26 protein-coding genes, 1 tRNA gene and 1 pseudogene are annotated in these 22,308 nt (G+C 69.6%); 10 read left to right on the top strand and 18 right to left on the bottom strand.

Annotated features, from left to right (window positions below; genetic code table 11):
• Positions 1 to 138: 138 nt before the first annotated feature.
• Positions 139 to 231 (bottom strand): annotated as a pseudogene (locus PMI01_RS27890) (hypothetical protein); the annotation flags it as partial.
• Positions 232 to 434: 203 nt separating this feature from the next.
• Here PMI01_RS27890 and PMI01_RS26080 point away from each other — a divergent pair.
• Complete coding sequence (locus PMI01_RS26080; protein WP_007669722.1) at positions 435 to 2,183, top strand: hypothetical protein; 1,749 nt, start codon at positions 435 to 437, stop codon at positions 2,181 to 2,183.
• Positions 2,184 to 2,309: 126 nt separating this feature from the next.
• On the opposite strand, the gene PMI01_RS13980 is transcribed toward PMI01_RS26080, so the two are convergent.
• Positions 2,310 to 3,020: a TVP38/TMEM64 family protein gene (locus PMI01_RS13980; protein ID WP_007669720.1), complete on the bottom strand. Its 711-nt coding sequence runs from the start codon at positions 3,018 to 3,020 to the stop codon at positions 2,310 to 2,312.
• 227 nt (positions 3,021 to 3,247) lie between these two features.
• On the opposite strand from PMI01_RS13980, the gene PMI01_RS13975 reads away from it, so the two are divergent.
• A complete protein-coding gene (locus PMI01_RS13975; protein ID WP_007669718.1) occupies positions 3,248 to 3,913 on the top strand; it encodes a ParA family protein in 666 nt (221 codons plus the stop codon).
• 16 nt (positions 3,914 to 3,929) lie between these two features.
• Here PMI01_RS13975 and PMI01_RS26075 read toward each other — a convergent pair whose 3' ends face one another.
• From PMI01_RS26075 to PMI01_RS13960, 3 genes are all read right to left on the bottom strand, one after another.
• Positions 3,930 to 5,030, bottom strand: coding sequence for a M23 family metallopeptidase (locus tag PMI01_RS26075; RefSeq protein ID WP_007669716.1), 1,101 nt, complete (start codon positions 5,028 to 5,030; stop codon positions 3,930 to 3,932).
• A 76-nt stretch (positions 5,031 to 5,106) separates the two neighbouring features.
• A complete protein-coding gene (locus PMI01_RS13965) occupies positions 5,107 to 5,679 on the bottom strand; it encodes a DUF2239 family protein (RefSeq protein WP_007669714.1) in 573 nt (190 codons plus the stop codon).
• A complete protein-coding gene (locus tag PMI01_RS13960; protein WP_007669712.1) occupies positions 5,676 to 6,014 on the bottom strand; it encodes a GIY-YIG nuclease family protein in 339 nt (112 codons plus the stop codon). The genes PMI01_RS13965 and PMI01_RS13960 overlap by 4 nt, the downstream gene beginning before the upstream one ends.
• 313 nt (positions 6,015 to 6,327) lie before the next feature.
• Here PMI01_RS13960 and PMI01_RS13955 point away from each other — a divergent pair, with 313 nt between their 5' ends.
• On the top strand, positions 6,328 to 6,654 hold the full coding sequence (locus tag PMI01_RS13955) for a hypothetical protein (protein WP_007669711.1): 327 nt from the start codon (positions 6,328 to 6,330) through the stop codon (positions 6,652 to 6,654).
• 2 nt (positions 6,655 to 6,656) lie between these two features.
• Here the strand turns inward: PMI01_RS13955 and PMI01_RS13950 are convergent, their stop codons facing one another.
• Positions 6,657 to 7,106, bottom strand: coding sequence for an NUDIX domain-containing protein (locus PMI01_RS13950; RefSeq protein ID WP_007669710.1), 450 nt, complete (start codon positions 7,104 to 7,106; stop codon positions 6,657 to 6,659).
• Positions 7,107 to 7,110: 4 nt separating this feature from the next.
• Positions 7,111 to 8,142, bottom strand: a complete 1,032-nt coding sequence (locus PMI01_RS13945) for a hypothetical protein (protein WP_007669709.1) — start codon at positions 8,140 to 8,142, stop codon at positions 7,111 to 7,113.
• Between the two features lie 353 nt (positions 8,143 to 8,495).
• Here PMI01_RS13945 and PMI01_RS13940 point away from each other — a divergent pair, with 353 nt between their 5' ends.
• Positions 8,496 to 8,990, top strand: coding sequence for a 3D domain-containing protein (locus PMI01_RS13940; RefSeq protein WP_007669707.1), 495 nt, complete (start codon positions 8,496 to 8,498; stop codon positions 8,988 to 8,990).
• A 151-nt stretch (positions 8,991 to 9,141) separates the two neighbouring features.
• Here PMI01_RS13940 and PMI01_RS13935 read toward each other — a convergent pair whose 3' ends face one another.
• From PMI01_RS13935 to cobA, 5 genes are read right to left on the bottom strand one after another with little or no spacing between them, the layout of a single operon-like run.
• Positions 9,142 to 9,912, bottom strand: a complete 771-nt coding sequence (locus tag PMI01_RS13935; protein ID WP_007669705.1) for a phosphoadenylyl-sulfate reductase — start codon at positions 9,910 to 9,912, stop codon at positions 9,142 to 9,144.
• Positions 9,912 to 10,412, bottom strand: coding sequence for a DUF934 domain-containing protein (locus tag PMI01_RS13930; RefSeq protein ID WP_007669703.1), 501 nt, complete (start codon positions 10,410 to 10,412; stop codon positions 9,912 to 9,914). Before PMI01_RS13930 ends, PMI01_RS13935 begins: the two co-directional genes overlap by 1 nt.
• Positions 10,396 to 12,054, bottom strand: a complete 1,659-nt coding sequence (locus tag PMI01_RS13925; RefSeq protein ID WP_007669701.1) for a nitrite/sulfite reductase — start codon at positions 12,052 to 12,054, stop codon at positions 10,396 to 10,398. The genes PMI01_RS13930 and PMI01_RS13925 overlap by 17 nt, the downstream gene beginning before the upstream one ends.
• Positions 12,055 to 12,059: 5 nt before the next feature.
• Positions 12,060 to 12,425, bottom strand: coding sequence for a DUF2849 domain-containing protein (locus tag PMI01_RS13920; protein WP_007669699.1), 366 nt, complete (start codon positions 12,423 to 12,425; stop codon positions 12,060 to 12,062).
• A complete protein-coding gene (cobA, locus tag PMI01_RS13915) occupies positions 12,422 to 13,306 on the bottom strand; it encodes a uroporphyrinogen-III C-methyltransferase (protein WP_007669697.1) in 885 nt (294 codons plus the stop codon). Before cobA ends, PMI01_RS13920 begins: the two co-directional genes overlap by 4 nt.
• 218 nt (positions 13,307 to 13,524) lie before the next feature.
• Here cobA and gcvA point away from each other — a divergent pair, with 218 nt between their 5' ends.
• Together gcvA and PMI01_RS13905 are read left to right on the top strand one after the other, a co-directional pair.
• Positions 13,525 to 14,481 carry a transcriptional regulator GcvA gene (gene gcvA, locus PMI01_RS13910; protein ID WP_007669695.1) on the top strand — a complete coding sequence of 319 codons (957 nt, stop codon included), beginning with the start codon at positions 13,525 to 13,527 and terminating at the stop codon, positions 14,479 to 14,481.
• 6 nt (positions 14,482 to 14,487) lie between these two features.
• Entirely contained in the window at positions 14,488 to 14,817 is a 330-nt protein-coding gene (locus PMI01_RS13905) for a chorismate mutase (protein WP_007669693.1), read from the top strand.
• 14 nt (positions 14,818 to 14,831) lie between these two features.
• Here PMI01_RS13905 and PMI01_RS13900 read toward each other — a convergent pair whose 3' ends face one another.
• Positions 14,832 to 15,170 carry an Hpt domain-containing protein gene (locus tag PMI01_RS13900; protein WP_007669692.1) on the bottom strand — a complete coding sequence of 113 codons (339 nt, stop codon included), beginning with the start codon at positions 15,168 to 15,170 and terminating at the stop codon, positions 14,832 to 14,834.
• Positions 15,171 to 15,251: 81 nt separating this feature from the next.
• On the opposite strand from PMI01_RS13900, the gene PMI01_RS13895 reads away from it, so the two are divergent.
• From PMI01_RS13895 to PMI01_RS13880, 4 genes are all read left to right on the top strand, one after another.
• Positions 15,252 to 15,327: transfer RNA gene (locus PMI01_RS13895), tRNA-Lys, on the top strand.
• Positions 15,328 to 15,520: 193 nt separating this feature from the next.
• Positions 15,521 to 16,153, top strand: coding sequence for a glutathione S-transferase family protein (locus tag PMI01_RS13890; RefSeq protein ID WP_007669691.1), 633 nt, complete (start codon positions 15,521 to 15,523; stop codon positions 16,151 to 16,153).
• Entirely contained in the window at positions 16,150 to 17,652 is a 1,503-nt protein-coding gene (locus PMI01_RS13885) for an acetyl-CoA acetyltransferase (protein WP_007669689.1), read from the top strand. Before PMI01_RS13890 ends, PMI01_RS13885 begins: the two co-directional genes overlap by 4 nt.
• A gap of 35 nt (positions 17,653 to 17,687) precedes the next feature.
• A complete protein-coding gene (locus tag PMI01_RS13880; RefSeq protein WP_007669687.1) occupies positions 17,688 to 18,146 on the top strand; it encodes a hypothetical protein in 459 nt (152 codons plus the stop codon).
• 6 nt (positions 18,147 to 18,152) lie between these two features.
• On the opposite strand, the gene PMI01_RS13875 is transcribed toward PMI01_RS13880, so the two are convergent.
• Genes PMI01_RS13875 through PMI01_RS13855 form a run of 5 tightly spaced genes read right to left on the bottom strand, consistent with a single transcriptional unit; the run spans position 18,153 to position 22,008 of the window.
• On the bottom strand, positions 18,153 to 18,578 hold the full coding sequence (locus PMI01_RS13875; RefSeq protein ID WP_007669685.1) for a GFA family protein: 426 nt from the start codon (positions 18,576 to 18,578) through the stop codon (positions 18,153 to 18,155).
• A gap of 22 nt (positions 18,579 to 18,600) precedes the next feature.
• On the bottom strand, positions 18,601 to 20,517 hold the full coding sequence (dxs, locus tag PMI01_RS13870) for a 1-deoxy-D-xylulose-5-phosphate synthase (protein WP_007669682.1): 1,917 nt from the start codon (positions 20,515 to 20,517) through the stop codon (positions 18,601 to 18,603).
• 17 nt (positions 20,518 to 20,534) lie between these two features.
• Positions 20,535 to 21,419 carry a polyprenyl synthetase family protein gene (locus PMI01_RS13865; protein WP_007669679.1) on the bottom strand — a complete coding sequence of 295 codons (885 nt, stop codon included), beginning with the start codon at positions 21,417 to 21,419 and terminating at the stop codon, positions 20,535 to 20,537.
• Positions 21,416 to 21,766, bottom strand: coding sequence for a tRNA-binding protein (locus PMI01_RS13860; protein ID WP_007669677.1), 351 nt, complete (start codon positions 21,764 to 21,766; stop codon positions 21,416 to 21,418). The genes PMI01_RS13865 and PMI01_RS13860 overlap by 4 nt, the downstream gene beginning before the upstream one ends.
• Positions 21,766 to 22,008, bottom strand: a complete 243-nt coding sequence (locus PMI01_RS13855) for an exodeoxyribonuclease VII small subunit (protein ID WP_012287341.1) — start codon at positions 22,006 to 22,008, stop codon at positions 21,766 to 21,768. The genes PMI01_RS13860 and PMI01_RS13855 overlap by 1 nt, the downstream gene beginning before the upstream one ends.
• Positions 22,009 to 22,308 lie beyond the last annotated feature (300 nt).

Raw genomic sequence — 22,308 nt, 5'->3', positions numbered from 1 at the left:
GGGTGATAAGCCGAAGCGAAAGCAGTTGGCGCGCGACGTTCATGGTCGCTTTCTACACAGCAGCCCGAAATCCAGCAAGCATTTTGCTCTTTTCGCGCGATTGGCCGCACACAGAGCAAGTTCCTTCCAGAACCCACCCTATTTGGGGCGGGTCACGATCGGGAAATCGCTGGTGAAGGCGTCAAACCACCCCGCCAGGCGGCCCATGGCGGCGCGATCGCCCTCCGCCCGCCCTTCGTCCGGTGCGACTCCCGGCGACCGATCCCTGGGTGACCCTCGGGTCTATCCGCGACGAACGTCGCTTGGCGAAAGGCCCACGCCGCTTTAACCATAAGTTGTGCTTCTGGAATTTTCGCGCTTTAATATCACCCGCCGGCTTGTGTCCTCGGCGCCCTTTCCATCAACCCTCGCAGTCAACCCTGGGGACCCCGCCGATGGGCAAGCCTGTTGTACGCATCCTCGCCGTCGCCGACGATTCCGACGGCGGCTTTCTGGAATGGACCGACAAGGCCCAGCAGAACGCCTTCCACATGGGCGAATTCCTCAAGGTGTTGGGACAGACCGTCTGGCTGGGCTTCAACATCGAGATCATCCGCGCGCACCAGGACCCGCCGCTGAACGGCGAGACGCCGGCCGCCGCCCTGGCCAGAACCGGCGCCGACGCGATCGGCTTCCGGTTCGACCAGCCGTTCCAGGCCAAGGGCAAGACCCAGAAACTGGCCGAGTTCGACATCGTGCTGTTCCTGCCGGCCGCGCGCCCTCCGTTTGAGCCCGACATCGCCAAGCGGAACGCGGAAGTCGCCGCGATCATCGACTTCATGGAGAGCGGCGGCGGTTTCTTCGCGACCGGCGACCATGATGAGCTGGGCTCGAGCCTTCCGCCCTTCATTCCCCGGGTGCGCAGCATGCGGCGCTGGCTGAGCAACGCCAATCCCCCCGCGCCCGATGGCTACGGCTCCGGCCGCATCGACACCACCCACCGAGGCCACAACGCGACCTACGAGTTCGAGGACCAGTCCGACGACATCGCCCAGGAAATCGCCCTGACCTGGTTCGGCGGCATCCAACGCTACCCGCACCCCCTGCTCTGCTCGCCCGCCGGGGCGATCCACTACCTGCCCGACCACATGCACGAGGGCATCTGCGACGAGCCCGCCGACCTCACCGCCACCTTCCAGTACAAGGGCGCGGCGACGGCCGACTATCCCGACCTGAATGGCCAGCCGCTGGGCCCCAGGGTGATCGCCACGGGGCAGGTCTATGGCGGCCGCACCATGACGTCCTTCGACGGCCAGCATAACGAGACCGAGGCGACCCAATCCCTCGAGTTCGGCTCGATCGGCGCCTGGGACGGCCACCGGGTCAATCGGGGGCGCGTGGTGGTGGACTCCACCTGGCACCACTTTTTCAACATCAACCTGACCGGCGACAAGCGGCTGGTGGGCAATCCCGCCGTGTCGCCCAACGACCAGCGGATCTTCGGCTTCTACCTCCCGGACGGCCAGGGCGGCTTCACGACGGCGCCGCACTACGAGATGATCCAGTGGTACTACCGCAACATCATCTACTGGCTGATCCCCGCGCACAGGACCAAGACGCTGTGGTGGAGCGCCCTGGGCGAGCTGGTCGCCCACACGCCCCGCCTGAAGGAGGAACTGTCCTTCGCCGTGGACAAGCGGTTCGTCGGCAAGCTGGCCCTCGACAAGCTGGGCCTGAACGACCTGAAAAACTTCGATCGCTGGCGCTATTTCGGCCAACTCGCCGAGGACTATCTGAAACAGGCCCGCGGCGCGTGCTCGATCCTGATCATCCGGGACATCCTCTACAAGCCCAAGATCCCCTGGTGGGAATGGATCCAGGAGGAGGTCGACCCTTGGGGGCCGATCCAGAAGCGCCGACCGGAATTGGATCGCTACCGCCAGCTTCGGTCCCTGGGCCTGGCGCCCCGGCTGGACGTCTTCCTGACGGCGGGTCTGGGCTTGGCGGCAGTCCTGGCCGCCTCGATGCGGGCGACCCTGGGCGAAAAGCCGTTCAGCGAACAGTCGGTTCGCATCCTCGACAAGGCTTGGGACGAAACCGTGGTCGCGCTGGACCGAAGCTTCCAGGCCCATCTCGCGGCGGGGCTGGAGTCGAGTACGCTCCTGGCCAAGAAGCTGGCGCCGACGGGCCGAAAGGCGACCTGACGAAGGTCCCCGGTGGAGGCGGCCCTAGAGCAAGCCGTGCGGTATGGGAATCGCACGGCTTGCTCTATGATTTTGTTTTCCCATCGTTCTTTCGGAAAACCGGCCTCCACTTTTCCGCACGATGCTCTAGTCCGCCGCCTCTTCGCGCTTCTTGAGCCAGGCGCGGGCGATCAGGCCGGCGACGATCCACACGACCACGGCGATGACCAGCATGACGATGTGCTGCTTGCCACCGCCCTTCATCGCCTGGACGATGGAATTGCCGGCGAAGGCGGTCAGGGCGATCTTCGGGATGATGCCGACCGCCGTGCCGGCCGCGAAGTCGCGAAGCTTCATCGGCGTGACCCCGGCCGCCATGTTGACGACGATGAACGGCGCCGAGGGCACCAGCCGGACGATCAGGCTGGCCAGGAAGCCGTTCTTGCCGATCAGCTTCATGAACTTGGCCACGCCGTCGCCGGCCAGGTCCTGCAGCAGCCGACCGCCGAACGTCCGTCCCAGCCAGAAACCGACCAGGGACGACACCAGGGTGCCGATCCAGCTGTAGGCGAAACCGGTCCAGGGCCCGAAGGCGACCACCGCCGCGGCGATCAGCACGAACTGCGGCACTCCGACGAAGGCCAGGACCGCGAAGGCCCCCACCGCCACCGGCAGGGCCCAGGGCCCATGCGCCGCGCCCAGCCAGTGCTCGACCGCCACCTCGCCGTTGAGGCCCAGCATCTGCGCGCCGAACAGGAAGACCACGCCCACCCCGCCGAACAGCACGAAGGACACCGCCACCGTGCGCCAGGCGCGGCGGTCCATGTTGGTGAAGAATTCGATCAGGCGGGCTATCACACCCCTGCCTCGCCCATGCCCCCGGTCGGGTCAAGCCCGACGCGAGCGTGGCGCGGGCCCAAATCGCCCGTCGATCGTTCATTTCCAGTCAAGCTTTCGGCTTCGGCGCGTTGCCGTATGGTTAAGATTCCCGCAACACGACATTTCCGTTGCGAAGCTGTCGTAACGGGCGGCTAAGTTATCCACAGGCTTCCGGCCGCGATCGGGGCCGTTAGGGAGTGTCGGACGTGAAGACCCTGGCTGTGATTTCCCGCAAGGGCGGGGCCGGCAAGACCACCTTGTCGATCAACCTGGCCCTGGCCTCCCACCTGGCCGGCTGGCGCACCATGCTCGCCGACATCGACCCGCAGCGCTCGGCCTCCGACTCCCTGCGGGCCCGCACCGCGCCCGGCCCGACCCTGGCCGAGATCAACGCCGGCAAGCTGTTCCAGACCCGCGCCCACGCCGAGCACGACGCCTATGACGTGATGCTGATCGACACGCCCGCAGCGCCCGATTCCGACGTGGCCGTGGCGGCCAACCACGCCGACCTCTGCCTGCTGGTCTGCCGGCCGACCTTCCTCGACATCGCCTCGGTGGCGCGTTCGGCCGAGATGATCCGCCGCCTGGGCAAGACCGGCCTGATAGTCCTCAGCCAGGCGCCGCCCAAGCGTGGCGGACTGGAGCCGGTGGGCGTGCAGAAGGCCATCGAGGCCCTGCGGTTCTGCGGCCTGCCCGTCGCCCCGGTCGGCCTGCGCGCCCGGGCCATCTACCAGCAATCGGTCGCGCACGGCCGCTCGGTCGGCGAGTGGGACCCGACCAACCCCGCCGGCCAGGAGATCGCGCGCCTGTGGACCCACGTCGCCGCGCTGCTGGCCCTCGACGGCCAAGGCCGCGACGTCCGCGCGGTCTAGAACGCCTCCGCCGCCCCTACTTGCCCTCGACCACGTCGCCGCTGTCGATCGCCCCGTTGGCGATTGGCGTGCGCATCACCCCGCGCACCCGGGTCAGGCCGGTAAAGCCGCTGGGCGCGCCCTCGTCGCGCATCGTCGGACCGGTCATCAGCTGGTAGTGCAGGTGCGGGAACAGCGAACTGCCCGAGGCGCCGATCGCCGCCACGGTCTGGCCGGCCTTGACCGTGTCGCCGACCTTCACCTTCAGGCTGGTCTGGTGGAGGTGGCCGAGCACGCTGTGCAGGCCGTCCGTGTGGCGGATCACCAGATAGTTGCCGAACAGGGCGTTGGGCGCGGTCTTCAGCTCGCCGGGATCGAAACCGTGGTCGTCTGGCCGGGTGTCCAGCGCCGCCACCACCACGCCGTCGGCCGGGGCTCGCACCGGCTTGCCGAAGCCGAGATAGCTCTCGTTCCGGGCCTCGTCGCCGACCGCCATTCGCCCCTCGGCGTCGACGGGGACCAGGTCGTAGGAATAGCGCATGGCGTTGGCGCCGATGCCCACGCTCTTGAGGAACGGGTGCTGGTAGTCGAAGCGCCGGTGGTGCGACAGCAGGTCATGGCCGTCCCAGACCGCGACCTTGCCGGCCACCGGCAAGACCAGCTTGCGGGTCCAGGGCGGAGCGGCGGCGAAGACGGCGCGGGCCTCGACCGTGGCGGCCGTCTCGCCTTCCGGCGGTTTTTCGCCGTCCTTGAGGACGCGCTCCAGAGTCACCTTCACCCGCACGCCCGAGGCGGCGAAGTCGGCCGGAATCTCCGGGAACGGGTTGAAATAGAGCCGGGTCTCGCCGGGCGCCAGCACCCGGTTGGCGACCGTCTCGATGGCGGGCGCGAAACCGTTGCCGTCGATCCGCCGCTCCAGCACCGCCGCGCCGAGGGCGTCCAGGGTGACGACCGTGATCTCGGAGACCTCGACCGGCCAGGCCTTGTCGTTGGTGACCAGCACGTCGAAATTGGCGCTGGAGCCGGCCGAGGTCGGCTCCAGATAGGGCGTCGCGGGCAGGATCCGGGCCTGGGCCAGGGCGGCGCCCGACGCGCCTGCGGAGAGGCTCAAGGCCAAGGCCAAGGCGGTCATGTTCATGCGGTGTCCCCCGATTGGTGGCGGACACCCTGGCATGGGTCGCGGGGATCGCGGCCTTAAAGCTCTGTAATGGCTGTTAAACCCCGGTAATGGGCGCGGCCTCGAAGGCCTCGGCCGCCAGGGTCCGCAGATGCTCGGCGATGTCGGCGGGCCAATCGGTGATCCGGGCGGCGAAGCCGGCGGCGTCGCCGGCGAACAGGGCCCGCGTGGCGTCCTCGAAGCCCGCGCGGTCGCCGGCCATCACCTGGGCGAAGCGGTAGGTCGCGTCGCGGGCCGCGCGGCGGCGACTGGGCCCCTCGGTCTCGCGGCGCGCGGCCTCGACCAGCTTGCGCAGCGCCACCGAGGCCCCGCCGGGCTGGGCGGCCAGCCATTCCCAGTGGCGCGGCAGCAGGGTGACCTCCCGAGCCGTGACGCCCAGCTTGGGCCGACCCCGGCCGCGCGGCGGCTCTACCGCCGCCTCCCCCAGACGCCGGGCGATGTCCCAGGGACCGCCGCGCAGGTCGAAATCCACCTGCCGGCCGTCGGGGTCGAAGATCAGCACCGAGGCCTCCGGCGCGGCGGCCAGCCGGGCCTGGGCGGCGACCGCCGCCTCCAGCCGCGAACCGGCCGCGATCCGCCGCGCGCCGTCGAACACTACATAACCGCTCATCGCCGCAGCCCCTCGGCGCTCAGGCTGGCGCGCCAGTGCTCGCGGCGCTCGACCAGCAGCGAGGCGCGGCCCAGCCGCTCCAGCCCCTTGTCGTCGATCACCTCCAGCACCTCGAAGCCGAACGCCGCCTCGCCATGGGTCTTCCAGGCCGCCTGCAGGCTGGGACTGGAATGGCCGCCCATCCGCAGCGAGAACCAGACGCCGTTCTGGCGGGTGGACAGGTCGGGCGTGCCGCCGATCCACACCTCGCCGGTCAGAACGCAGCGGATGGCGTAGACGCCCGCCTCGACCTCACGGTCCTTGTAGTCGCGCACCAGGTTTCGTCGGTCGGTCATGGTCATCTCCAATGCGCCGCTTTTTACCCGGATGAATTATGGAGTCAATATTACCCGGATTTTATTTTACACCCCACTTCTCAGCCGTCATTCCCGCCCTTGTGGCGGGACCCCCTGGTTCAGCCGACGGTGAGGCGCCTTGGCGCGCTGGCGCGCCACCCATCTGCGCCTGCGACGGACAAAGGGTTTCCCGCCACAAGGGCGGGAATGACGGGCGTTGAGGTGGATGGATCACGCACATGGAAGACGGCGGACGGATGGCAAGGCCCCGCCAAGCTGCTAGAGAGCCCCGCTGCAAGCAGGGAGGCCCGTCATGGTCCGCAATCTGAAGGGCAAGCTGGCCACGCCGGGGCCCGACCCGATCGCCCAGGCCGACCTGGCCTGGTTCGACGCGCACGAGGGCCGACAGTTCCGCCTGCGCGATCCCGCCCCGCTGGAGTTCAAGGACCCGCTGGGCGAACCCGGCGAAGGATTCAGCTGGCGGGTGCTGGTGGCCAGGCTGGCCGACGGCAATCGCCTGCGCCTGCCGGTGTCGCTGGCCTGGGACCTGCACAACGACCATGCCAAGGACACCCACCTGGCCCTGCTGTTCGATCAGGTGGCGCCCGAGAAGGCCAAGGCGATGCGGGCTAAGCCGTAGGTCTACAGGCCCCGCCGCAGCCACGCCGCCACCGCCCAGGCGTGGCCGTCGTGGCGCAGGGCCACCACGGCGTCACGGGGATCCAGCCACACCAGGGCGTGGTCGTCCTCGACCTTCAGTTCGGGCCGCTCGCCCTTCACCGTCACCGCATAGACGCCGCCGAAGTTGCGTAGCGGCTGGCCGTTGGACCGCACGAAGGGCTGGCTGATCTCGACGATGTGATGGCCGACCTCGACCACCAGGCCGGTCTCCTCGCCGAACTCGCGGACGATCGCGGCCTGCTCGTCCTCGCCGCCGTCGACCGCGCCGCCGGGCAGGTCGAAATAGGGCGGCCGGCCGGGCTTGCGCACCTCGACCAGGGCGATCCTGCCGTCCCGCCCCTCGGCGATGCCGAAGGCGGCCCAACGGTTCTTGTATTCCAGGCCGGGCGTCGGCGCGTCAAACGCCAGCACGCGGTCAGTCCTTGCCGTAGAGGTCGATCCACGGATCGGCCTTGCCCGACACCACGTCGGCGACGGAGGTCTCGGGGCGATAGCCGATCTTGCCGTCGGCGCTGGCGCGCCAGGCGTCGACGACCATGTCGCGCAGCGCGGTCGCGCCGGCCGCCAGGCGCTCGTCCACGAAGGCCTTGGCGCGCGGGTCGGCGGCGACCAGGCCACCCTCCTTCTCCAGCTTGTACAGCGGCTCCACGAAGGTCCCGGTGGTGGTCAGGTAGCTCACCGTCCGCGTCTCGATCGAGCACTTGCAGTCGACATAGGCCGGAACCAGCGTCTTGACGTCGGCGTTGACGGCCACCGCCTTGACCAGCGGCCCCTCGAAATTGCCGTGGGTGGCCCGGCTCTGGGTGTAGCCGTTCGGATTGGGGTAATCACCCCAGCCGTTGTAGTGCACGCTGACGTGCAGCGGCTGGCTGGCGTCGCCGACATAGTGGGCCCAGACACCCAGGTCGCGCACCAGCAACTCCTCGCGACGCTTCAGGTCGGCGACGTAGTAGGCCTTTCGGGTCTTGTCCTTCTCGGTCCTGGAGACCGCCTGGAGGATGCGCCAGTAGGTGAAGTCCTTCACCAGCTGCTGATAGCCGTCGATGATCGAATAGGGCAGGTAGCCGGCCTTCCAGCTGTCCTGGCCGACGGCGCGCAGGGCCGTCTCATAGTCGGCGCGGGTGGGCGGCAGGGTCTCGACCGTGAACTTCGGCCCGCCGTACATCAGGCCCTGGTCGTCGAGATCCAGGAAGTGGGCGGCGTCGCGGTCGGTGTCGTGGATCTTGCCCGAGCCTTTCCAGCGGTCGGGCTCGCGGGCGTACTCGCCGATCGCGGCGACGGCCTGCGGGGTGCGCAGGAAGGCCGGCACGTCGCTGGGCAGGCTCTCGGCGGCGACCACCCCGACCAGGCGGTGCCCCCAGGCGCCCCAGGCCAGGGCCGAGCTCGACGGCGCGACGATGGCGGCGACCACCGCCAGGGAGACGGACAGACGGACGGACGGCTTCATGGGCGCTCCACGGCAATGATCGCCCGCGACTCGCGATCGGCGATTCCGACGTCTCGACCCGACCGAAGGCCGGAAAAAGGCGCCGCATTCGCGGGCAATCCGGGTTTAGGACACCTCGACAGTCTTCGCCAGGGTCGGGCGCGAACAGGCGCCAAGCGTCAGCACACGAGACCTTGCCAGAGGCGGCTTTGCGGGCGCCGGGGAACCCGGATGCCCGCCGCGCGATGGCGGCGAGCGCTGTCGCGATGCGCGTGTCGCGACATCAGGTCGCCTCTGAATAGGTTGTCACGGGGCCGTGATCTTAGTAATCAGGCCGCCGACCGACACTCTACGCCGATAAGAGGTACCCCTCGATGCGACGCACGTTTGCGGGATTTCTGGCCGTCGCGGCCATGTCCATCGCCCTCCCCGCCCTGGCCGCCGACACCGATTCCGCCCGTAGCGATCCGCTGGGCGACCTGATCACCGGCGCCCTGACGGGCACCATGCCCGGCTCGGTCGAGTACAAGATGAAGGCCACGCTCTACCACGCCGGCGCCAAGGGCATCCGCGCCCTGGACAGCCTGGGCTGCAAGGTGGTGGCGATGCGCACCCTGGCGGTCGACAAGACCGTGATCCCGCGCCGCACCGTGGTGTTCATCAAGGAAACCGTCGGCCTGCCGATGCCCAACGGCGAGAAGCACGACGGCTATTGGTACGCCTCCGACATCGGCGGGGCGATCAAGGGCAACAAGCTGGACCTGTTCAGCGGCCAGGGCGCGTCTTCGATGAAGCCGCTGATGAACCTGAACCTGGCGACGCTCTCGGTGACCAAGGTCGGCGAGTTCAAGGGCTGCCCGCCGGAGTAGCGGGTTCGCGGCCGACAAGGTCGGCTCACCGCACTTGCCCCCTCCGCGCCTATGGCGCTCCTCCCCCATAGGGGGGAAGAGCCGCGAACTCCGCCCCCTATGGGGGCGGACAGACGGCGAAGCCGTCAGGTGGGGGCAAGTCGGACGCCCCCTAGATCCCCTCGCCCACGTTCGGCGCCGCGCCCGGGGCCCGGGCGACGTGGATGCCGCATTCCGTCTTGTCCTGTCCCGCCCAGCGCCCGGCCCGCACGTCGGCGTTCGGGTCGTCGACCGGCTTGGTGCAGGGCCAGCAGCCCACCGACGGGAAGCCTTGGCTGACCAGCGGATGGGCCGGCAGGTCGTGCTCGGCGACATAGGCGTCGAGCTCGGCCTTGCCCCAGTTGGCCAGGGGGTTGAACTTGATCTTGCCGTCCGACGCCTCGACCACCGCCAGGCGCAGGCGGTCGCCGCCGTGGAAGCGCTTGCGGCCGGTGATCCAGCCGTCGAACTCGCCCAGGGCGCGGTCCAGCGGCAGCACCTTGCGGATGTGGCAGCAGGCGTCGGTGTCGGTGCGCCAGAGGTCGGATTTCGGGTCGGTGACCGCGAGGTCGGCGAAGGCCGGGCGCAGGTCGCGCACCTGGGTCAGGCCCAAGGTCGCGGCCAGGCCCTTGCGGTAGTCCAGGGTCTGGCCAAACAGCATGCCGGTGTCGAGGAACAGCACCGGGATGTCCTTCGACACCTGGGCGGCCAGGTGCAGCAGCACCGCCGACTCCGCCCCGAACGACGAGACCAGGGCCAGCTTGTCGCTAAAGGTTTCGTAGGCCTTGCGCAGGATGGTCAGCGGATGGGCGTCGCGCAGTTCGGCGTCCAGCCGCGCGACCAGGCTGGCGGCCAGGTCAGGGACTGTCGGCTTCAGCTGGGTCGCGGTCTGGTCGTAGGCCATCAGAGGGCCCTTTCCTCGAACGCCACCAGTCGGTCGTCGGCGGCGCGCTGATAGACGTGGCGGAAGCGATGGGCGGCCTTGGTCCAGGCCTCGGGCGACGCGCCGTCATTGGGCTCGAAGGCGTCGAAGCCGCAGCGGACCATGAAACCGGCCTGCTCCTGCAGCACGTCGCCGACCGCCCTCACCTCGCCGGTGAAGCCCAGGCGCTCGCGCAGCAGGCGGGCCGAGGTGTAGGCGCGGCCATCGCGGTATTTCGGGAAGGCCAGGGCCACCACCGCCAGGCGCGGCAGGTCATAGGCCAGGGCCTCGACCTCCTGGTCGGACTCGATGCGCACGCCGACCCGGCGGCTGTTCGACAGCAGGATCTCGCCCTCGGCCTGGAAGCGGGCCAGGGACAGGATCACGTCGCCCTCGGGCAGCGCGTCGTCGTCGGCCACGTGGGTGAAACCGTCCTCGGCCCATTCGGCCGTGGCTCCGGCAAGCTTAATCAGCCTGGGCATAGACCGCCTCCTTGAAGGGTTCGAGACCGACGCGGCGATAGGTGTCGAGGAAGCGCTCCTCGCCGGTGCGGATCGAAAGATAGGCCTCGACCAGGGAGTCGATGGCCGGGGCGACCTTGTCGGCCGACAGGCCCGGGCCGAGGATCCGGCCGATGCTGGCGTCCTCCGCCCCCGAGCCGCCCAGCGACAGCTGGTAGAACTCCTCGCCCTTCTTATCGACGCCCAGGATGCCGATGTGGGCCACGTGGTGGTGGCCGCAGGCGTTGATGCAGCCGCTGATCTTGATCTTCAGCTCGCCGATCTTCTCAGCCCGGTCCGGGTCGGCGAACTTGGCGGCGATGTCCTGGGCGATCGGGATGGCGCGGGCGTTGGCCAGGGCGCAGTAGTCCAGGCCCGGGCAGGCGATGATGTCGCTGGCCAGGTCGATATTGGCCGTCGCCAGGTTGGCCTGCGCCAGGGCCGCGTGCACGGCCGGCAGGTCGTCCAGCTTGACGTGCGGCAGGACCAGGTTCTGGGCGTGGGTGACGCGCAGGTCGTCCAGGCTGTAGCGTTCGGCCAGGTCGGCGACCACGTCCAGTTGCTCGGCGGTGGCGTCGCCCGGGGTCTGGCCGATGGCCTTCAGCGACACCTCGACGATGGCGTAGCCCGGCTGCTTGTGCGGCTTGACGTTGTTGCGGACGAAGCGTTGCAGGGCCGGGCTGGCGGCGCGGGCCGCCTCGAAGGCTTCCGACACGTCCGGCAGGGTCTCGAAGTTCGTTTGGGCGAAGGACGCGCGGATGCGGGCCAGCTCGGCGGCCGGCAGGTCGGCGCGGGCGGCGTCGATCTTGCCCCACTCCTCCTCGACCTGGCGGCCGAACTCCTCGGCGCCCAGGGCGGCGACCAGGATCTTGATGCGGGCCTTGTAGATGTTGTCGCGGCGGCCGTGGCGGTTGTAGACGCGCAGGATCGCCTCGACATAGCTCAGCAGGCGCTCGGCCGGCAGGAACTGTTTGATGGTCGGGCCGACATAGGGCGTGCGCCCCTGGCCGCCGCCGACGATCACTTCGAAGCCGATCGCGCCGTCTCGGCCGTGACGCAGGATCAGGCCGATGTCGTGGACCTTCACGGCGGCGCGGTCGGTCAGGGCCCCGGTGATGGCGATCTTGAACTTGCGCGGCAGGAAGCTGAATTCCGGGTGCAGGGTCGACCACTGGCGCAGCACCTCCGACCAGACGCGCGGGTCGTCGATCTCCTCGGCCGTGGCGCCGGCATAGGGGTCGGCGGTGACGTTGCGGATGCAGTTGCCGCTGGTCTGGATGGCGTGCAGGTCGACCTCGGCCAGGGCGTCGAGGATGTCGGGCGTGTCCTTCAGCTTCACCCAGTTGAACTGGACGTTCTGGCGGGTGGTCATGTGCCCGTAGTTCTTGTCGTAGGTGCGGGCGATCCAGGCCAGGCGGCGGGCCTGGCGCGAATTGAGCGAGCCGTAGGGGATGGCCACCCGCAGCATGTAGGCGTGGAGCTGCAGGTAGAGGCCGTTCATCAGCCGCAGCGGCTTGAACTGGTCCTCGGTCAGCTCGCCGGCCAGGCGGCGGGCCACCTGGTGCCGGAACTCGTTGGAGCGGTCGGTCAGGAACTCGCGGTCGATGACGTCGTACTGATACATGCGGCTTACTTCCTGCGGATCAGGTCGACGCGGCCGGTCGAGCGGGCCGCGCCGTGGGCATGGCGCAGCGCCTCGATCACCTCGCCGCCGACGGCCTGCTTGCCGTGGGTGGGTTCGTTGGTGGGGCCCAGGGCCCGGATGCGTTCGCGGTAGCTGACGGGCGCGAGGCCGCCGTCGACCGGAGCCAGGTCGATCGGATAGGGATCGACGATGACGGTCGATTGGGCCTTGGCGGTCGCGACGGCGGCCTCGACGTCGGCGTCCTGCGTCTCGTCGAACAGTTGGGCGTCGCCGAAGCCGTCGACCCAGGCGCCGGCCTTCCAGAACACGACCTCACCGTCGGTCAGGCGATTGGCGGTGATGGCTTTCATTGGGGGCTCACGCGGTGGACTGGGGAAAAGGAGACCTCATCCTTGGTAAGGTTGCGGTCTTCCGGCACGTCGATGGCGGCCATCGCCATGGCCTCGCCGACCATCAGCAGCGCCGGACCCTTCAGGCCCTCGGCGGCGACGGCCAGCTCGGCCAGCGTGGTGAGGATACGGCGTTCGTCGGAACGGCTGGCGTTCTCGACGATCAGGGCCGGGGTCGAGCCCGCGCGGCCGGCGGCGCTCAGACGCTCGGAGATCAGAGCGGCGGTGCTGACGCCCATATAGACCACGACGGTCTGGTTCGGGCGCGCCAGGGCGGCCCAGTCCAAATCGGGCTCACCCATCTCTCCGTTTTGGGGGGCGGCGTGGCCGGTGACGAAGGTCACGGCCTGGGCGCTGCCGCGATGGGTCAGGGGCGCGCCGGCCCCGGCCGAGGCGGCCAGGGCGGCGGTGACGCCGGGAATTACCGAGCAGTCGACGCCGGCCTCGCGGCAGGCGGCCAGTTCCTCGCCGCCGCGGCCGAACAGGAACGGGTCGCCGCCCTTCAGCCGCACGACGGTCAGGCCGTCCAGGGCCAGGGCCACCAGCAGCTGGTTGATGTCGTCCTGCGGCAGGGTGTGGCGCGACTTGCGCTTGGCGACGTTGATCCGCCGCGCCGCCTCGGGCGCCAGGTCGAGAATCTCGTCGGAGACCAGGCCGTCATGAACGATGACGTCGGCGGCCCGCAGCGCCTTCAGGGCCTTGATGGTCAGCAGTTCGGGATCGCCGGGGCCGGCCCCGACCAGGGTGACACGGCCAGGCGCGCGGACGCTCTCGCCGCCGCCGAGCACGACGAGGCCAGGGGCGGAGCGGGCGGAGGCGGATCGGACCGGGGGCCGAGCCATGATTCAGGTCCTCTATAAGCCAGACGCCATCGACAAAACGCCGGTCCGACCCCTCGGCCAAACCGGTTGAACCCAATGCATTGCGGGGCGAACCCTAGGGTCCGCCCCGCTCGCGTTCGCCGATGAAAAGGGCCGATCCATCAGCGAACGCTTGCAAATTGGTCGCGACCGGGCCACTTCGCAAACAAGGTCTTCTGCCGGGGCGTTCAGTAAAACTCATGGAAAGACAGTCGGAACGGCGGCGCCTGCCTCCCCTCAACGCCCTGCGTGCGTTCGAGGCCGCCGCGCGCCATCTGAACTTCAGCCGCGCCGCCGACGAGCTGTCGGTGACGCCGGGCGCGGTGAGCCAGCAGATCCAGAACCTCGAGGACTATGTCGGCGCGGCCCTGTTCAAGCGCACGCCCAAGGGCCTGCTGCTGACCGACGCCGCCCAGACCGCCCTGCCCGCCCTGCGCGAGGCCTTCGACCGCCTGGCCGAGGCCGCCTCCCTGCTGACCGCCGCCGTCGACGGCCGCCGCCTGACCCTGACCGCCGCCCCGTCGTTCGCCGCCAAATGGCTGGTGCCGCGCCTGGGCAAGTTCGAACAGGCCCAGCCCCAGGTCGACGTCTGGCTGTCGGCCGGCATGGAGGTGGTGGATTTCGCGGCCGGCGAGGTCGATCTGGCCATCCGCTACGGCTCGGGCCGCTATCCGGGCCTGGAGGTCATCCGCCTGCTCAGCGAGACGGTCATTCCTGTGGCCTCGCCTGAACTTCTGGCCACCAACCCCTTGGAATCGCCGGAAGACCTCAACCGCCACATCCTGCTGCACGACGGCTCGCCCGACGCCGACGACAGCTGCCCCGACTGGGCCATGTGGCTGGCGGCGCGCGGCATCAAGTCGGTGGACGGGGCCCGGGGCCCGCGCTTCAACCAGTCCAGCCTGGTGATCGAGGCGGCCGCCAACGGCCGGGGCATCGCGCTCGCCAAGCAGACCCTGGCCCAGGCCGATCTGGACGCCGGCCGCCTGGTCATCCCATTCGAGATTCCCACGGCCGTGGACTTCGCCTATTACGTCGTCCACCCCAAGGCCAAGGGGCGGCTGCCGCAGGTGAAGGCGTTCGTTTCCTGGCTGCAGGCCGAGGCCGCCGCGCACGAAGCGGCGCTCCTCACCATGGACAACGGCGCGGGCATCTAGGGCTAAATGGTCAAGACGAATATCGAGGTCGGCGAACGACTGGTTCCCGGCGACTGCCAGTCCATGGCCGACGTGCGCCAAGGCGTGGACGCCCTGGACCGGGCCCTGGTGGCCCTGCTGACCGAGCGCCAGGGCTACATGGACGCCGCCGCCCGGATCAAGGCCGACCGCTCCAAGGTGTTCGACCGCGCGCGGATCGAGGACGTGGTCGACAAGGTCAAGGCCGCCGCCCGCGAATCGGGGCTGTCCGAAGCCATCGCCGAGCCGGTGTGGCGCACGCTGATCGACCGCTGCATCGCCTATGAGTACGACAGCTGGGACCGCACGAAGGGGTAGGCTCCGACGCCCCTCTACCCCTTCAGCGACCGCAACGCCCGCTCGTGGGCGTAGGCGGCGATGTCCATCAGGGCCAGGTCCAGCGCGTTGCGCACCGCGTCCAGGCTCTGGGTGCCCGCCTCGGCGCCCTCGCAGACGTCGCCCAGGGCGAAGGCCCCGACGCCCCGCGCCGCGCCCTTGACGGTGTGGACGGCGTCGCCCCACCCGGGGTGGCTCTTGCTCAGCATCGGCGACCACAGGGCGGCCTGTTCGCGGAACAGGGCCAGCACCTCGTCGATGACCGTCGAATCGCCGGCCGCGAACCCTTCCAGATAGGCGAAATCGACCGCGCCGCTGATGTCTCGTCTGGCCAAAAAATAGTCCCTTGCGTTCCAAGATTCTTTGCGTATGTTCCGCGCCTCGCCGCCGAGGCAAACCACTGCTTCGGGCCGCGCGGGCGCATAGCTCAGTTGGTAGAGCAGCTGACTCTTAATCAGCGGGTCGTAGGTTCGAATCCTACTGCGCCCACCATTCCCTCCCAAGATTTCAAAGACTTTCCCCTCTGGGGACCCCGCCTTTCGACGAGTCGCGTTCGACGGCGATGAGTCCGTGCCTCCCCTATCTATCCCCATGGCGTGACGGACGTAAGGGCACGATGGCTTCGCGCGGCGTTCCGTCGGATGCTGCCCGCAACGAAGGCGGAAAGCCCCACGGGAGGCGGTCGATGATCACGCTCTATCACTGCGTCGGCGCGCGCTCGTTCCGGGCCCTGTGGGCCCTGGAGGAGCTGGGCCTGCCCTACGCGCTCAAGCTGACGCCCTTCCCGCCCCGGTTTCGCGAGCCGGGCTATCTGGACATCAACCCGCTGGGCACGACGCCGACCCTGCTCGACGGCGAGACGCTGATGAGCGAGTCGTCGGCGATCTGCGAATACCTGGCCCGCCGCTACGGCCCCAGCGACCTGACCGTGGGCCCCGACGAGCCGGGGTTCGGGGCGTACCTCAATTTCCTGCTCATGGGCGAGGCCACCCTCACCTTCCCGCAGACCATCCACCTGCGCTACGCGGTGTTCGAGCCCGAGGAGCGCCGCCTGCCGCAGGCCGCCGCCGACTATGTGCAGTGGTTCCTGTCGCGGCTGAAGGGCGCGGCCAGACTGCTCGACGGCTCCGGCTACGTCGCCGCCGGCCGCTTCACCATGGCCGACATCTCGGTTGGCTACGCCCTGAAGCTGGCCGAAAGCCTGGGCTTCGCCGACAAGTTCCCCGCCCCGTTCACCGCCCACCTGGCGCGCTTGAAGGCCCGGGACGGCTACCAGCGGGCCCTGGCCGCCGAAAGCGCCGGAGAGCCCGTCCTGTGAGCGTTCCCGCCGACAGCATCCCCGTCATCGTCGGCGTCGGCGAGGTCGTCGACCGGCCCAGCGACCTTGGCCAGGCCCTGGAGCCCCTGGCCCTGATGGCCCAGGCCCTGCGCGAGGCCGACGCCGACGCGGGCGGCGGCTTCCTGGCCAGGATCGGCTCGCTGGACGTCGTCAACCAGCTGAGCTGGCGCTACGCCGACGCGGCGGGCGAACTGTGCGCCCGGCTCGACATCGCCCCGGCCCGCGCCGTCTACGGTCCGGTCGGCGGCGAGAGCCCGATCCGCTTCCTGCACGAAGCCGCCCGGCGCATCGCCCGGGGCGAGGCGCGGGTCGCCGCCGTGGTCGGGGCCGAGGCGCAGTGGAGCGTCAACAAGGCCCGCGCCGCCGGGTTCGGCCTGCCCTGGACGCCCAAGCCGCCAGCCACCGGCGGCGGACCGCGCATCGAGGTCCATCCGCTGGCCCTGAAGCTGGGCGTCTTCCTGCCGGTCAGCGTCTATCCGTTCTACGAGAACGCCGCCGCCCACCGCTGGGGCCAGACGCCGCGCCAGGCCCTGGCCGAGTCCGGAGCCCTGTGGTCGGCCTATTCGGCGGTGGCGGCGGCGAACCCGAACGCCTGGCTCAAGTGCGCCCTCACCGCGGACGAGATCACCACGCCGCGCCCCGACAACCGGCCGATCGCCTGGCCCTACACCAAGCTGATGGTCGCCAACATGGCGGTCAACCAGGGCGCGGCGGTGATCCTGACCAGCCTGGCCGAGGCCCGGGCCGCCGGGATCGCCGAGGATCGCCTGGTGTTCGTCTGGGGCGGAGCCGCGGCCCGGGAGCCCGGCGACTACCTGCGACGCGACCACTATCACGCCTCCCCCGCCCAGGACGCGGTGCTGGAGGCCGTGGGCGGCATGGCCCGGGGCCTGGAGGGCTTCGACGCCCTGGAGCTCTACAGCTGCTTCCCCTGCGTGCCGAAGATGGCCCGCCGGACCCTGGGCCTGGCCGAAGGCGTCACGCCGACCGTGACCGGCGGCCTGACCTTCTTCGGGGCGCCGATGAACGACTACATGACCCACGCCGCCGCCGCGATGACCCGGCGGCTGCGGGGCGGCGGAGGCGTAGGCTTGCTCTACGGCCAGGGCGAGTTCGTCACCAAGCATCACGGCCTGGTGCTGGCCGACCGCCCGGCCCCGGACGGCGCGCGGTCGCTGGAGGACGCCAGCGTCCAGGCCCGGGCCGACGCCCGGCGCGGACCGGTCCCGGCCTTCGTCGAGACCGCGACCGGCCGGGCGACGCTGGAGACCCACACGGTGCTCTACGACCGCGAGGGCGCTCCGACCCACGGCGTGGCGATCGTCCGCGTCAGTGACGGTTCCAGGGCCTTGGCGCGGGTCCCGGCAAGCGACGCCGCCACCCTGGCGCGGCTGACCGACCCCGACGCCTTCCCGATCGGGCTGGAGGGCGACCTGGCCACGGCCAGCGACGACGTCCTGGAGTGGCGCCTGGGCTGAGGTGAACCCCGGGCGCGTGGAGGCGTTGTTTCTCCATGCCCCACCGTCTCGCCCTTTCCGTCCTGCTGGCCCTCGGCCTGGCCGGCTGCGCCAGCCAGCAGGCCACCGTGCCCGGCTATGTCTGGGCGTACATGCAGGATCCCGGCGAAGGCCCGAAGCTGGCCTATGGCCGCCCCGACAGCGACGAGGTGCTGCTGATGATGACCTGCGCCGCCCCGCCCGGCCGCGTCACCCTGACCGCCACCGGCCTCGACGGTCCGCTCCTGACCGTCAGTTCCGGCGGACAGGTCACGCGCCTGCCGGCCACGACAGCGCCGGGCCTAGGCGAAGATGCGTTGCTGCAGGCGGTCACCGACCGCGACACGCCCGTGCTGAGCAACTTCCGCCGCACCGGCGACCTGGCGTTGATGAACGGCGACACCCGCCACGGGATCGCCGCCGCCCCAGCCGACCGCGGCCAGGTGAAGGCGTTCTTCAAGGCCTGCGGGGCATAGCGCGCCCTATTGCGCCTGATGTTCTTCGACGCCCGAGGTTTCCAGCCAACCGTGGCGGCTGGACGTCCAGTAGAAGCCCATCGGCGCCGGGAAGGCCGCGTCGCCGAAGCCGCCGACCGAGACGCCGGTCATCTCCGGCCAGTATTCCAGCCGCACGAAAACCGTCGAACCGCAGACTGGACAGAACGAGCGTTCATGCCAGCGGCCGTCGCCGCCCTCGCGCGGCTCGCGCCAGGACCGATGGTCGCCGTGGATCGCGACGGCGTCGTTGGAATAGAAGGCCGTGTAGCTGAAGGCTGAACCGACCATCCTCTGGCAGGCCAGGCAGCTACAGGCGTTCACCTGCACCGGTTCGCCCCGCGCCGTGACGGTCAGGCCGCCGCAGGAGCAGCGGGCGGTGCGGCGGGCGGTCTGATCCTCGGCGGCGCTCATGCGATCCTCCGAGATCGGAGCGTCAGGCCCTACGCCCCGCCGCGCTGACGTTGTCCACGCCCAGCGCCGACAGCGCCCCGCGCAGGATGCCCTCGGCGTCGAGGCCGGCCTGGGCGTACATGACGTCGGGCTTGTCCTGGTCCTGGAAGATGTCGGGCAGCACCAGGGTGCGGATCTTCAGGCCGCGGTCCAGGGCGCCGTGCTGGGCCAGGGCCTGCAGCACGAAGGCCCCGAAGCCGCCCATGGCGCCTTCCTCGACCGTGATGATCGCCTCGTGCTCGCGGGCCAGCCGCAGCAGCATGTCGACGTCCAGCGGCTTGGCGAAGCGGGCGTCGGCGACCGTTGCCGACAGGCCGCGCGCCGCCAGCAGGTCGGCGGCCTTCAGGCACTCGGCCAGGCGGGTGCCCAGCGAGACGATGGCGACGCTGGTCCCCTCGCGGACGATGCGGCCCTTGCCGATCTCCAGGGGGGCGGCCAGGTCGGGCAGGGTCAGGCCCAGGCCCTCGCCGCGCGGATAGCGGAAAGCGCTGGGGCGGTCGTCGATCTCGACGGCCGTGGCGACCATGTGGGCCAGCTCCAGCTCGTCGGCGGCGGCCATCAGCACCATGCCGGGCAGCGCGCCCATGAAGCCGAGGTCGAAGGTGCCGGCGTGGGTGGGACCGTCGGCCCCGACCAGGCCGGCGCGGTCCATGGCGAAGCGCACGGGCAGGCGCTGGATGGCCACGTCGTGGACCACCTGGTCGTAGCCGCGCTGCAGGAAGGTCGAATAGATGGCCGCGAACGGCTTCATGCCGTCGGCGGCCAGGCCGGCGGCGAAGGTCACCGCGTGCTGCTCGGCGATGCCGACGTCGAAGGTGCGGTGCGGATAGGCCTTGCCGAACAGGTCCAGCCCGGTGCCCGAGGGCATGGCGGCGGTGATGGCGACGATCTTGTCGTCGACCGCCGCGTGCTTGATCAGCTCCTGGGCGAAGACCTTGGTGTAGCTGGGCGGGCCGGCGGCCGCCTTGTGCTGCTGGCCGGTGACCACGTCGAACTTGACCACAGCGTGCAGCTTGTCGTCGGCGCCTTCGGCCGGGGCGTAGCCCTTGCCCTTCTGGGTGACGACGTGGACCAGCACGGGCTTCTCGTCGAAGTGCTTGGCGTTGTTCAGCACCGAGACCAGGGCGTCCATGTCGTGGCCGTCGATCGGGCCGACATAGTGGAAGCCCAGCTCCTCGAAGAACGTGCCGCCGGTGACCATGCCGCGGGCGTATTCCTCGGCCTTGCGGGCCGCGTCGCGGATCGGCGACGGCAGCTTCTCGACCACCGTCTTGCCCAGCTTGCGCACCTTGCGGTAGGCGCCGCCGGAGACGAGGTTGGCCAGATAGGCGCTCATGCCGCCCACCGGCGGGGCGATCGACATGTCGTTGTCGTTGAGGATGACGATCAGGCGCTTGGTGGTGTCGACCGCCGCGTTCATCGCCTCATAGGCCATGCCGGCGCTCATCGAGCCGTCGCCGATCACCGCGATGACGCTGTTGCTTTCGCCCTTGGCGTCGCGGGCGGCGCAGAAGCCGAGCGCCGCCGAGATCGAGGTGGCCGCGTGGGCCGCGCCGAACGGGTCGTATTCGCTCTCGGCTCGCTTGGTGAAGCCCGACAGGCCGCCGCCCTGGCGCAGGGTGCGGATGCGGTCGCGGCGACCGGTGAGGATCTTGTGCGGATAGGCCTGGTGGCCGACGTCCCAGATGACGATGTCCTTGGGCGTCTCGAACACATGGTGCAGGGCGACGGTCAGCTCGACCACGCCGAGGCCGGCGCCCAGATGGCCGCCGGTCACCGAGACGGCGTCGATGGTCTCGGCCCGCACCTCGCTCGCCAGCTGCTTGAGCTCGGCGATGGAAAAGCCGCGCGTGTCGGCCGGCGAGGAGACGGTGTCGAGGAGAGGGGTCACGAGAGACATGTCCGAAGAAAGCGCGGTCAGTTGCGTCGGTCCAGCACGAAATCGACGCTGCGGCGCAGATGGTCGGCCCGCTCACCGAATATATCGAGATGTGACTTGGTTTGCACGGCCAGCAGATTGACCCGTTCCTTGGCCGCGCCGAGGCCCAGCAGGGTGACGTAGTTGGCCTTGCCCTTGGCGGCGTCCTTGCCGCCGGCCGCCTTGCCCAGCACCGCCGCGTCGCCCTCGGCGTCGAGGATGTCGTCGACGATCTGGTAGGCCAGGCCCAGGTCCTGGGCGAACCCCATCAGGGCGGCGCGCTCTTCCGGCTTGGCCCGGGCGATGATCAGCGGAATCTCGAAGGCGAAGGCGATCAGCGCCCCGGTCTTCAGGCGCTGCATGCGGGCCACGGCCCCCAGGTCGTCGCGGACGCCCAGCAGGTCGATCATCTGGCCGCCGCACATGCCCTTGGCGCCCGAGGCGATGGCCAGCTTGCGCACCAGTTCCGAACGGACATGGCCGTCGTCGTGGGTGTCGGGGTGGGCCATGATCTCGAAGGCGGCGGTCTGCAGGGCGTCGCCGGCCAGGATCGCGGTGGCCTCGTCATATTGTACGTGCACGGTGGGACGGCCGCGACGCATGTCGTCGTCGTCCATGGCCGGCAGGTCGTCATGCACCAGGCTGTAGGCGTGGATGCACTCCAGGGCGCAGGCGGCCCGCAGCACCGGCCGCTCGGGCAGGTCGAACATCTTGCCGGTTTCCAGCGCGAAGAACGGCCGCAACCGCTTGCCGGGCCCCAGCGCCGCGTAGCGCATGGCCTCGGTCAGCCGGCTCTCGGGCCCCTCGGCCCGCGGCAGCAGCTCGTCCAGCGCCACGGTGACGATGTCGGCCGCCTGGACGATGCGCTTCTCGAGGTCGATCAAAACAGCTTCCCCCCGTTGGGAACGTCACGGTCCACGTCGACCAGCACCACGCCGCCCTCGGCGTCCGGAAAGCCCAGGCAGAGGACCTCCGACATCACCGGACCGATCTGGCGCGGCGGAAAATTGACCACGGCCGCCACGCGGCGACCGATCAGCTCGTCCAGGGCGTAGTGCTTGGTGACCTGGGCCGAGGACTTCTTGACGCCGATCTCGGGGCCGAAATCGATGGTCAGCCTGTAGGCGGGCTTGCGCGCCTCCGGGAACGGCGCGGCTTCGATGACGGTGCCGATACGGATATCGACCCGTTCGAAGTCCTCGTAGCCGATCTGGGAGGAGGCCTGGCCCATCAGTTGAACTCGGCCGCCTCGGCGCTCACGGCGCCGCCTTGGCCCAGCACGATCTTCTCGACCTTCAGGCGGGCGGCTTCGAGCTTCTTCTCGCAGTGCGCCTTGAGGGCCGCGCCGTCCTCGTAGATCTCGATCGAGCGCTCGAGCTCGGCCTTGCCGGACTCCAGCTCGCCGACGATCTGCTCGAGCCGGGCCAGGGCCTGCTCGAAGCTCATGCCTTCAAGATCCTGTGGACTGATCATTTCTACTCCGGAGCGAACCGGCGCACCCTAGTGGCGGGCTGCGGCGCGGGCAACTTCGTTGGTTCGGCTTTTGATGAACTGGGTTCGGGTCCCGGATCCGCCCACGCCCTTCGATAGGCTCAGGACGGGGGCGACTTGAGGGCTTTTCCGTAGCCTCCGGTCTGCCTTTGGGTTCGGCAGCGTGCTAAGCTAAATGCATGAAGCCAGAACCGGCCATTTTTGACGACGTGGACGAAGCCGACGACGCGGCGGCGATCGCCGAGGCCCGCGCCGAAATCGCGGCGGGTCAGTTCGTCAGCC

Origin of the sequence: Caulobacter sp. AP07 (assembly GCF_000281955.1) — a bacterium.
Taxonomy (GTDB): Bacteria; Pseudomonadota; Alphaproteobacteria; order Caulobacterales; family Caulobacteraceae; genus Caulobacter.
Note: the sequence above shows the minus strand (reverse complement) of the source record. Positions and strands in the feature narration are given on the sequence as shown.

Bases quoted from the DNA above. Each gene is read 5' to 3' on its own strand.
- PMI01_RS13860 (WP_007669677.1), bottom strand. From the start codon at position 21,766: ATGGGCCAGGCCTCCTCCCAGATCGGCTACGAGGACTTCGAACGGGTC.
- PMI01_RS13935 (WP_007669705.1), bottom strand. From the start codon at position 9,912: ATGGCCTACGACCAGACCGCGACCCAGCTGAAGCCGACAGTCCCTGAC.
- PMI01_RS13960 (WP_007669712.1), bottom strand. From the start codon at position 6,014: ATGACCGACCGACGAAACCTGGTGCGCGACTACAAGGACCGTGAGGTC.
- PMI01_RS13875 (WP_007669685.1), bottom strand. From the start codon at position 18,578: ATGAGCGCCGCCGAGGATCAGACCGCCCGCCGCACCGCCCGCTGCTCC.
- PMI01_RS13965 (WP_007669714.1), bottom strand. From the start codon at position 5,679: ATGAGCGGTTATGTAGTGTTCGACGGCGCGCGGCGGATCGCGGCCGGT.
- PMI01_RS13940 (WP_007669707.1), top strand. From the start codon at position 8,496: ATGCGACGCACGTTTGCGGGATTTCTGGCCGTCGCGGCCATGTCCATC.
- cobA (WP_007669697.1), bottom strand. From the start codon at position 13,306: ATGGCTCGGCCCCCGGTCCGATCCGCCTCCGCCCGCTCCGCCCCTGGC.
- gcvA (WP_007669695.1), top strand. From the start codon at position 13,525: ATGGAAAGACAGTCGGAACGGCGGCGCCTGCCTCCCCTCAACGCCCTG.
- PMI01_RS13905 (WP_007669693.1), top strand. From the start codon at position 14,488: ATGGTCAAGACGAATATCGAGGTCGGCGAACGACTGGTTCCCGGCGAC.
- PMI01_RS13945 (WP_007669709.1), bottom strand. From the start codon at position 8,142: ATGAAGCCGTCCGTCCGTCTGTCCGTCTCCCTGGCGGTGGTCGCCGCC.
- dxs (WP_007669682.1), bottom strand. From the start codon at position 20,517: ATGTCTCTCGTGACCCCTCTCCTCGACACCGTCTCCTCGCCGGCCGAC.
- PMI01_RS13925 (WP_007669701.1), bottom strand. From the start codon at position 12,054: ATGTATCAGTACGACGTCATCGACCGCGAGTTCCTGACCGACCGCTCC.
- PMI01_RS26075 (WP_007669716.1), bottom strand. From the start codon at position 5,030: ATGAACATGACCGCCTTGGCCTTGGCCTTGAGCCTCTCCGCAGGCGCG.
- PMI01_RS13955 (WP_007669711.1), top strand. From the start codon at position 6,328: ATGGTCCGCAATCTGAAGGGCAAGCTGGCCACGCCGGGGCCCGACCCG.
- PMI01_RS13880 (WP_007669687.1), top strand. From the start codon at position 17,688: ATGCCCCACCGTCTCGCCCTTTCCGTCCTGCTGGCCCTCGGCCTGGCC.
- PMI01_RS13890 (WP_007669691.1), top strand. From the start codon at position 15,521: ATGATCACGCTCTATCACTGCGTCGGCGCGCGCTCGTTCCGGGCCCTG.
- PMI01_RS13930 (WP_007669703.1), bottom strand. From the start codon at position 10,412: ATGCCCAGGCTGATTAAGCTTGCCGGAGCCACGGCCGAATGGGCCGAG.
- PMI01_RS13920 (WP_007669699.1), bottom strand. From the start codon at position 12,425: ATGAAAGCCATCACCGCCAATCGCCTGACCGACGGTGAGGTCGTGTTC.
- PMI01_RS26080 (WP_007669722.1), top strand. From the start codon at position 435: ATGGGCAAGCCTGTTGTACGCATCCTCGCCGTCGCCGACGATTCCGAC.
- PMI01_RS13855 (WP_012287341.1), bottom strand. From the start codon at position 22,008: ATGATCAGTCCACAGGATCTTGAAGGCATGAGCTTCGAGCAGGCCCTG.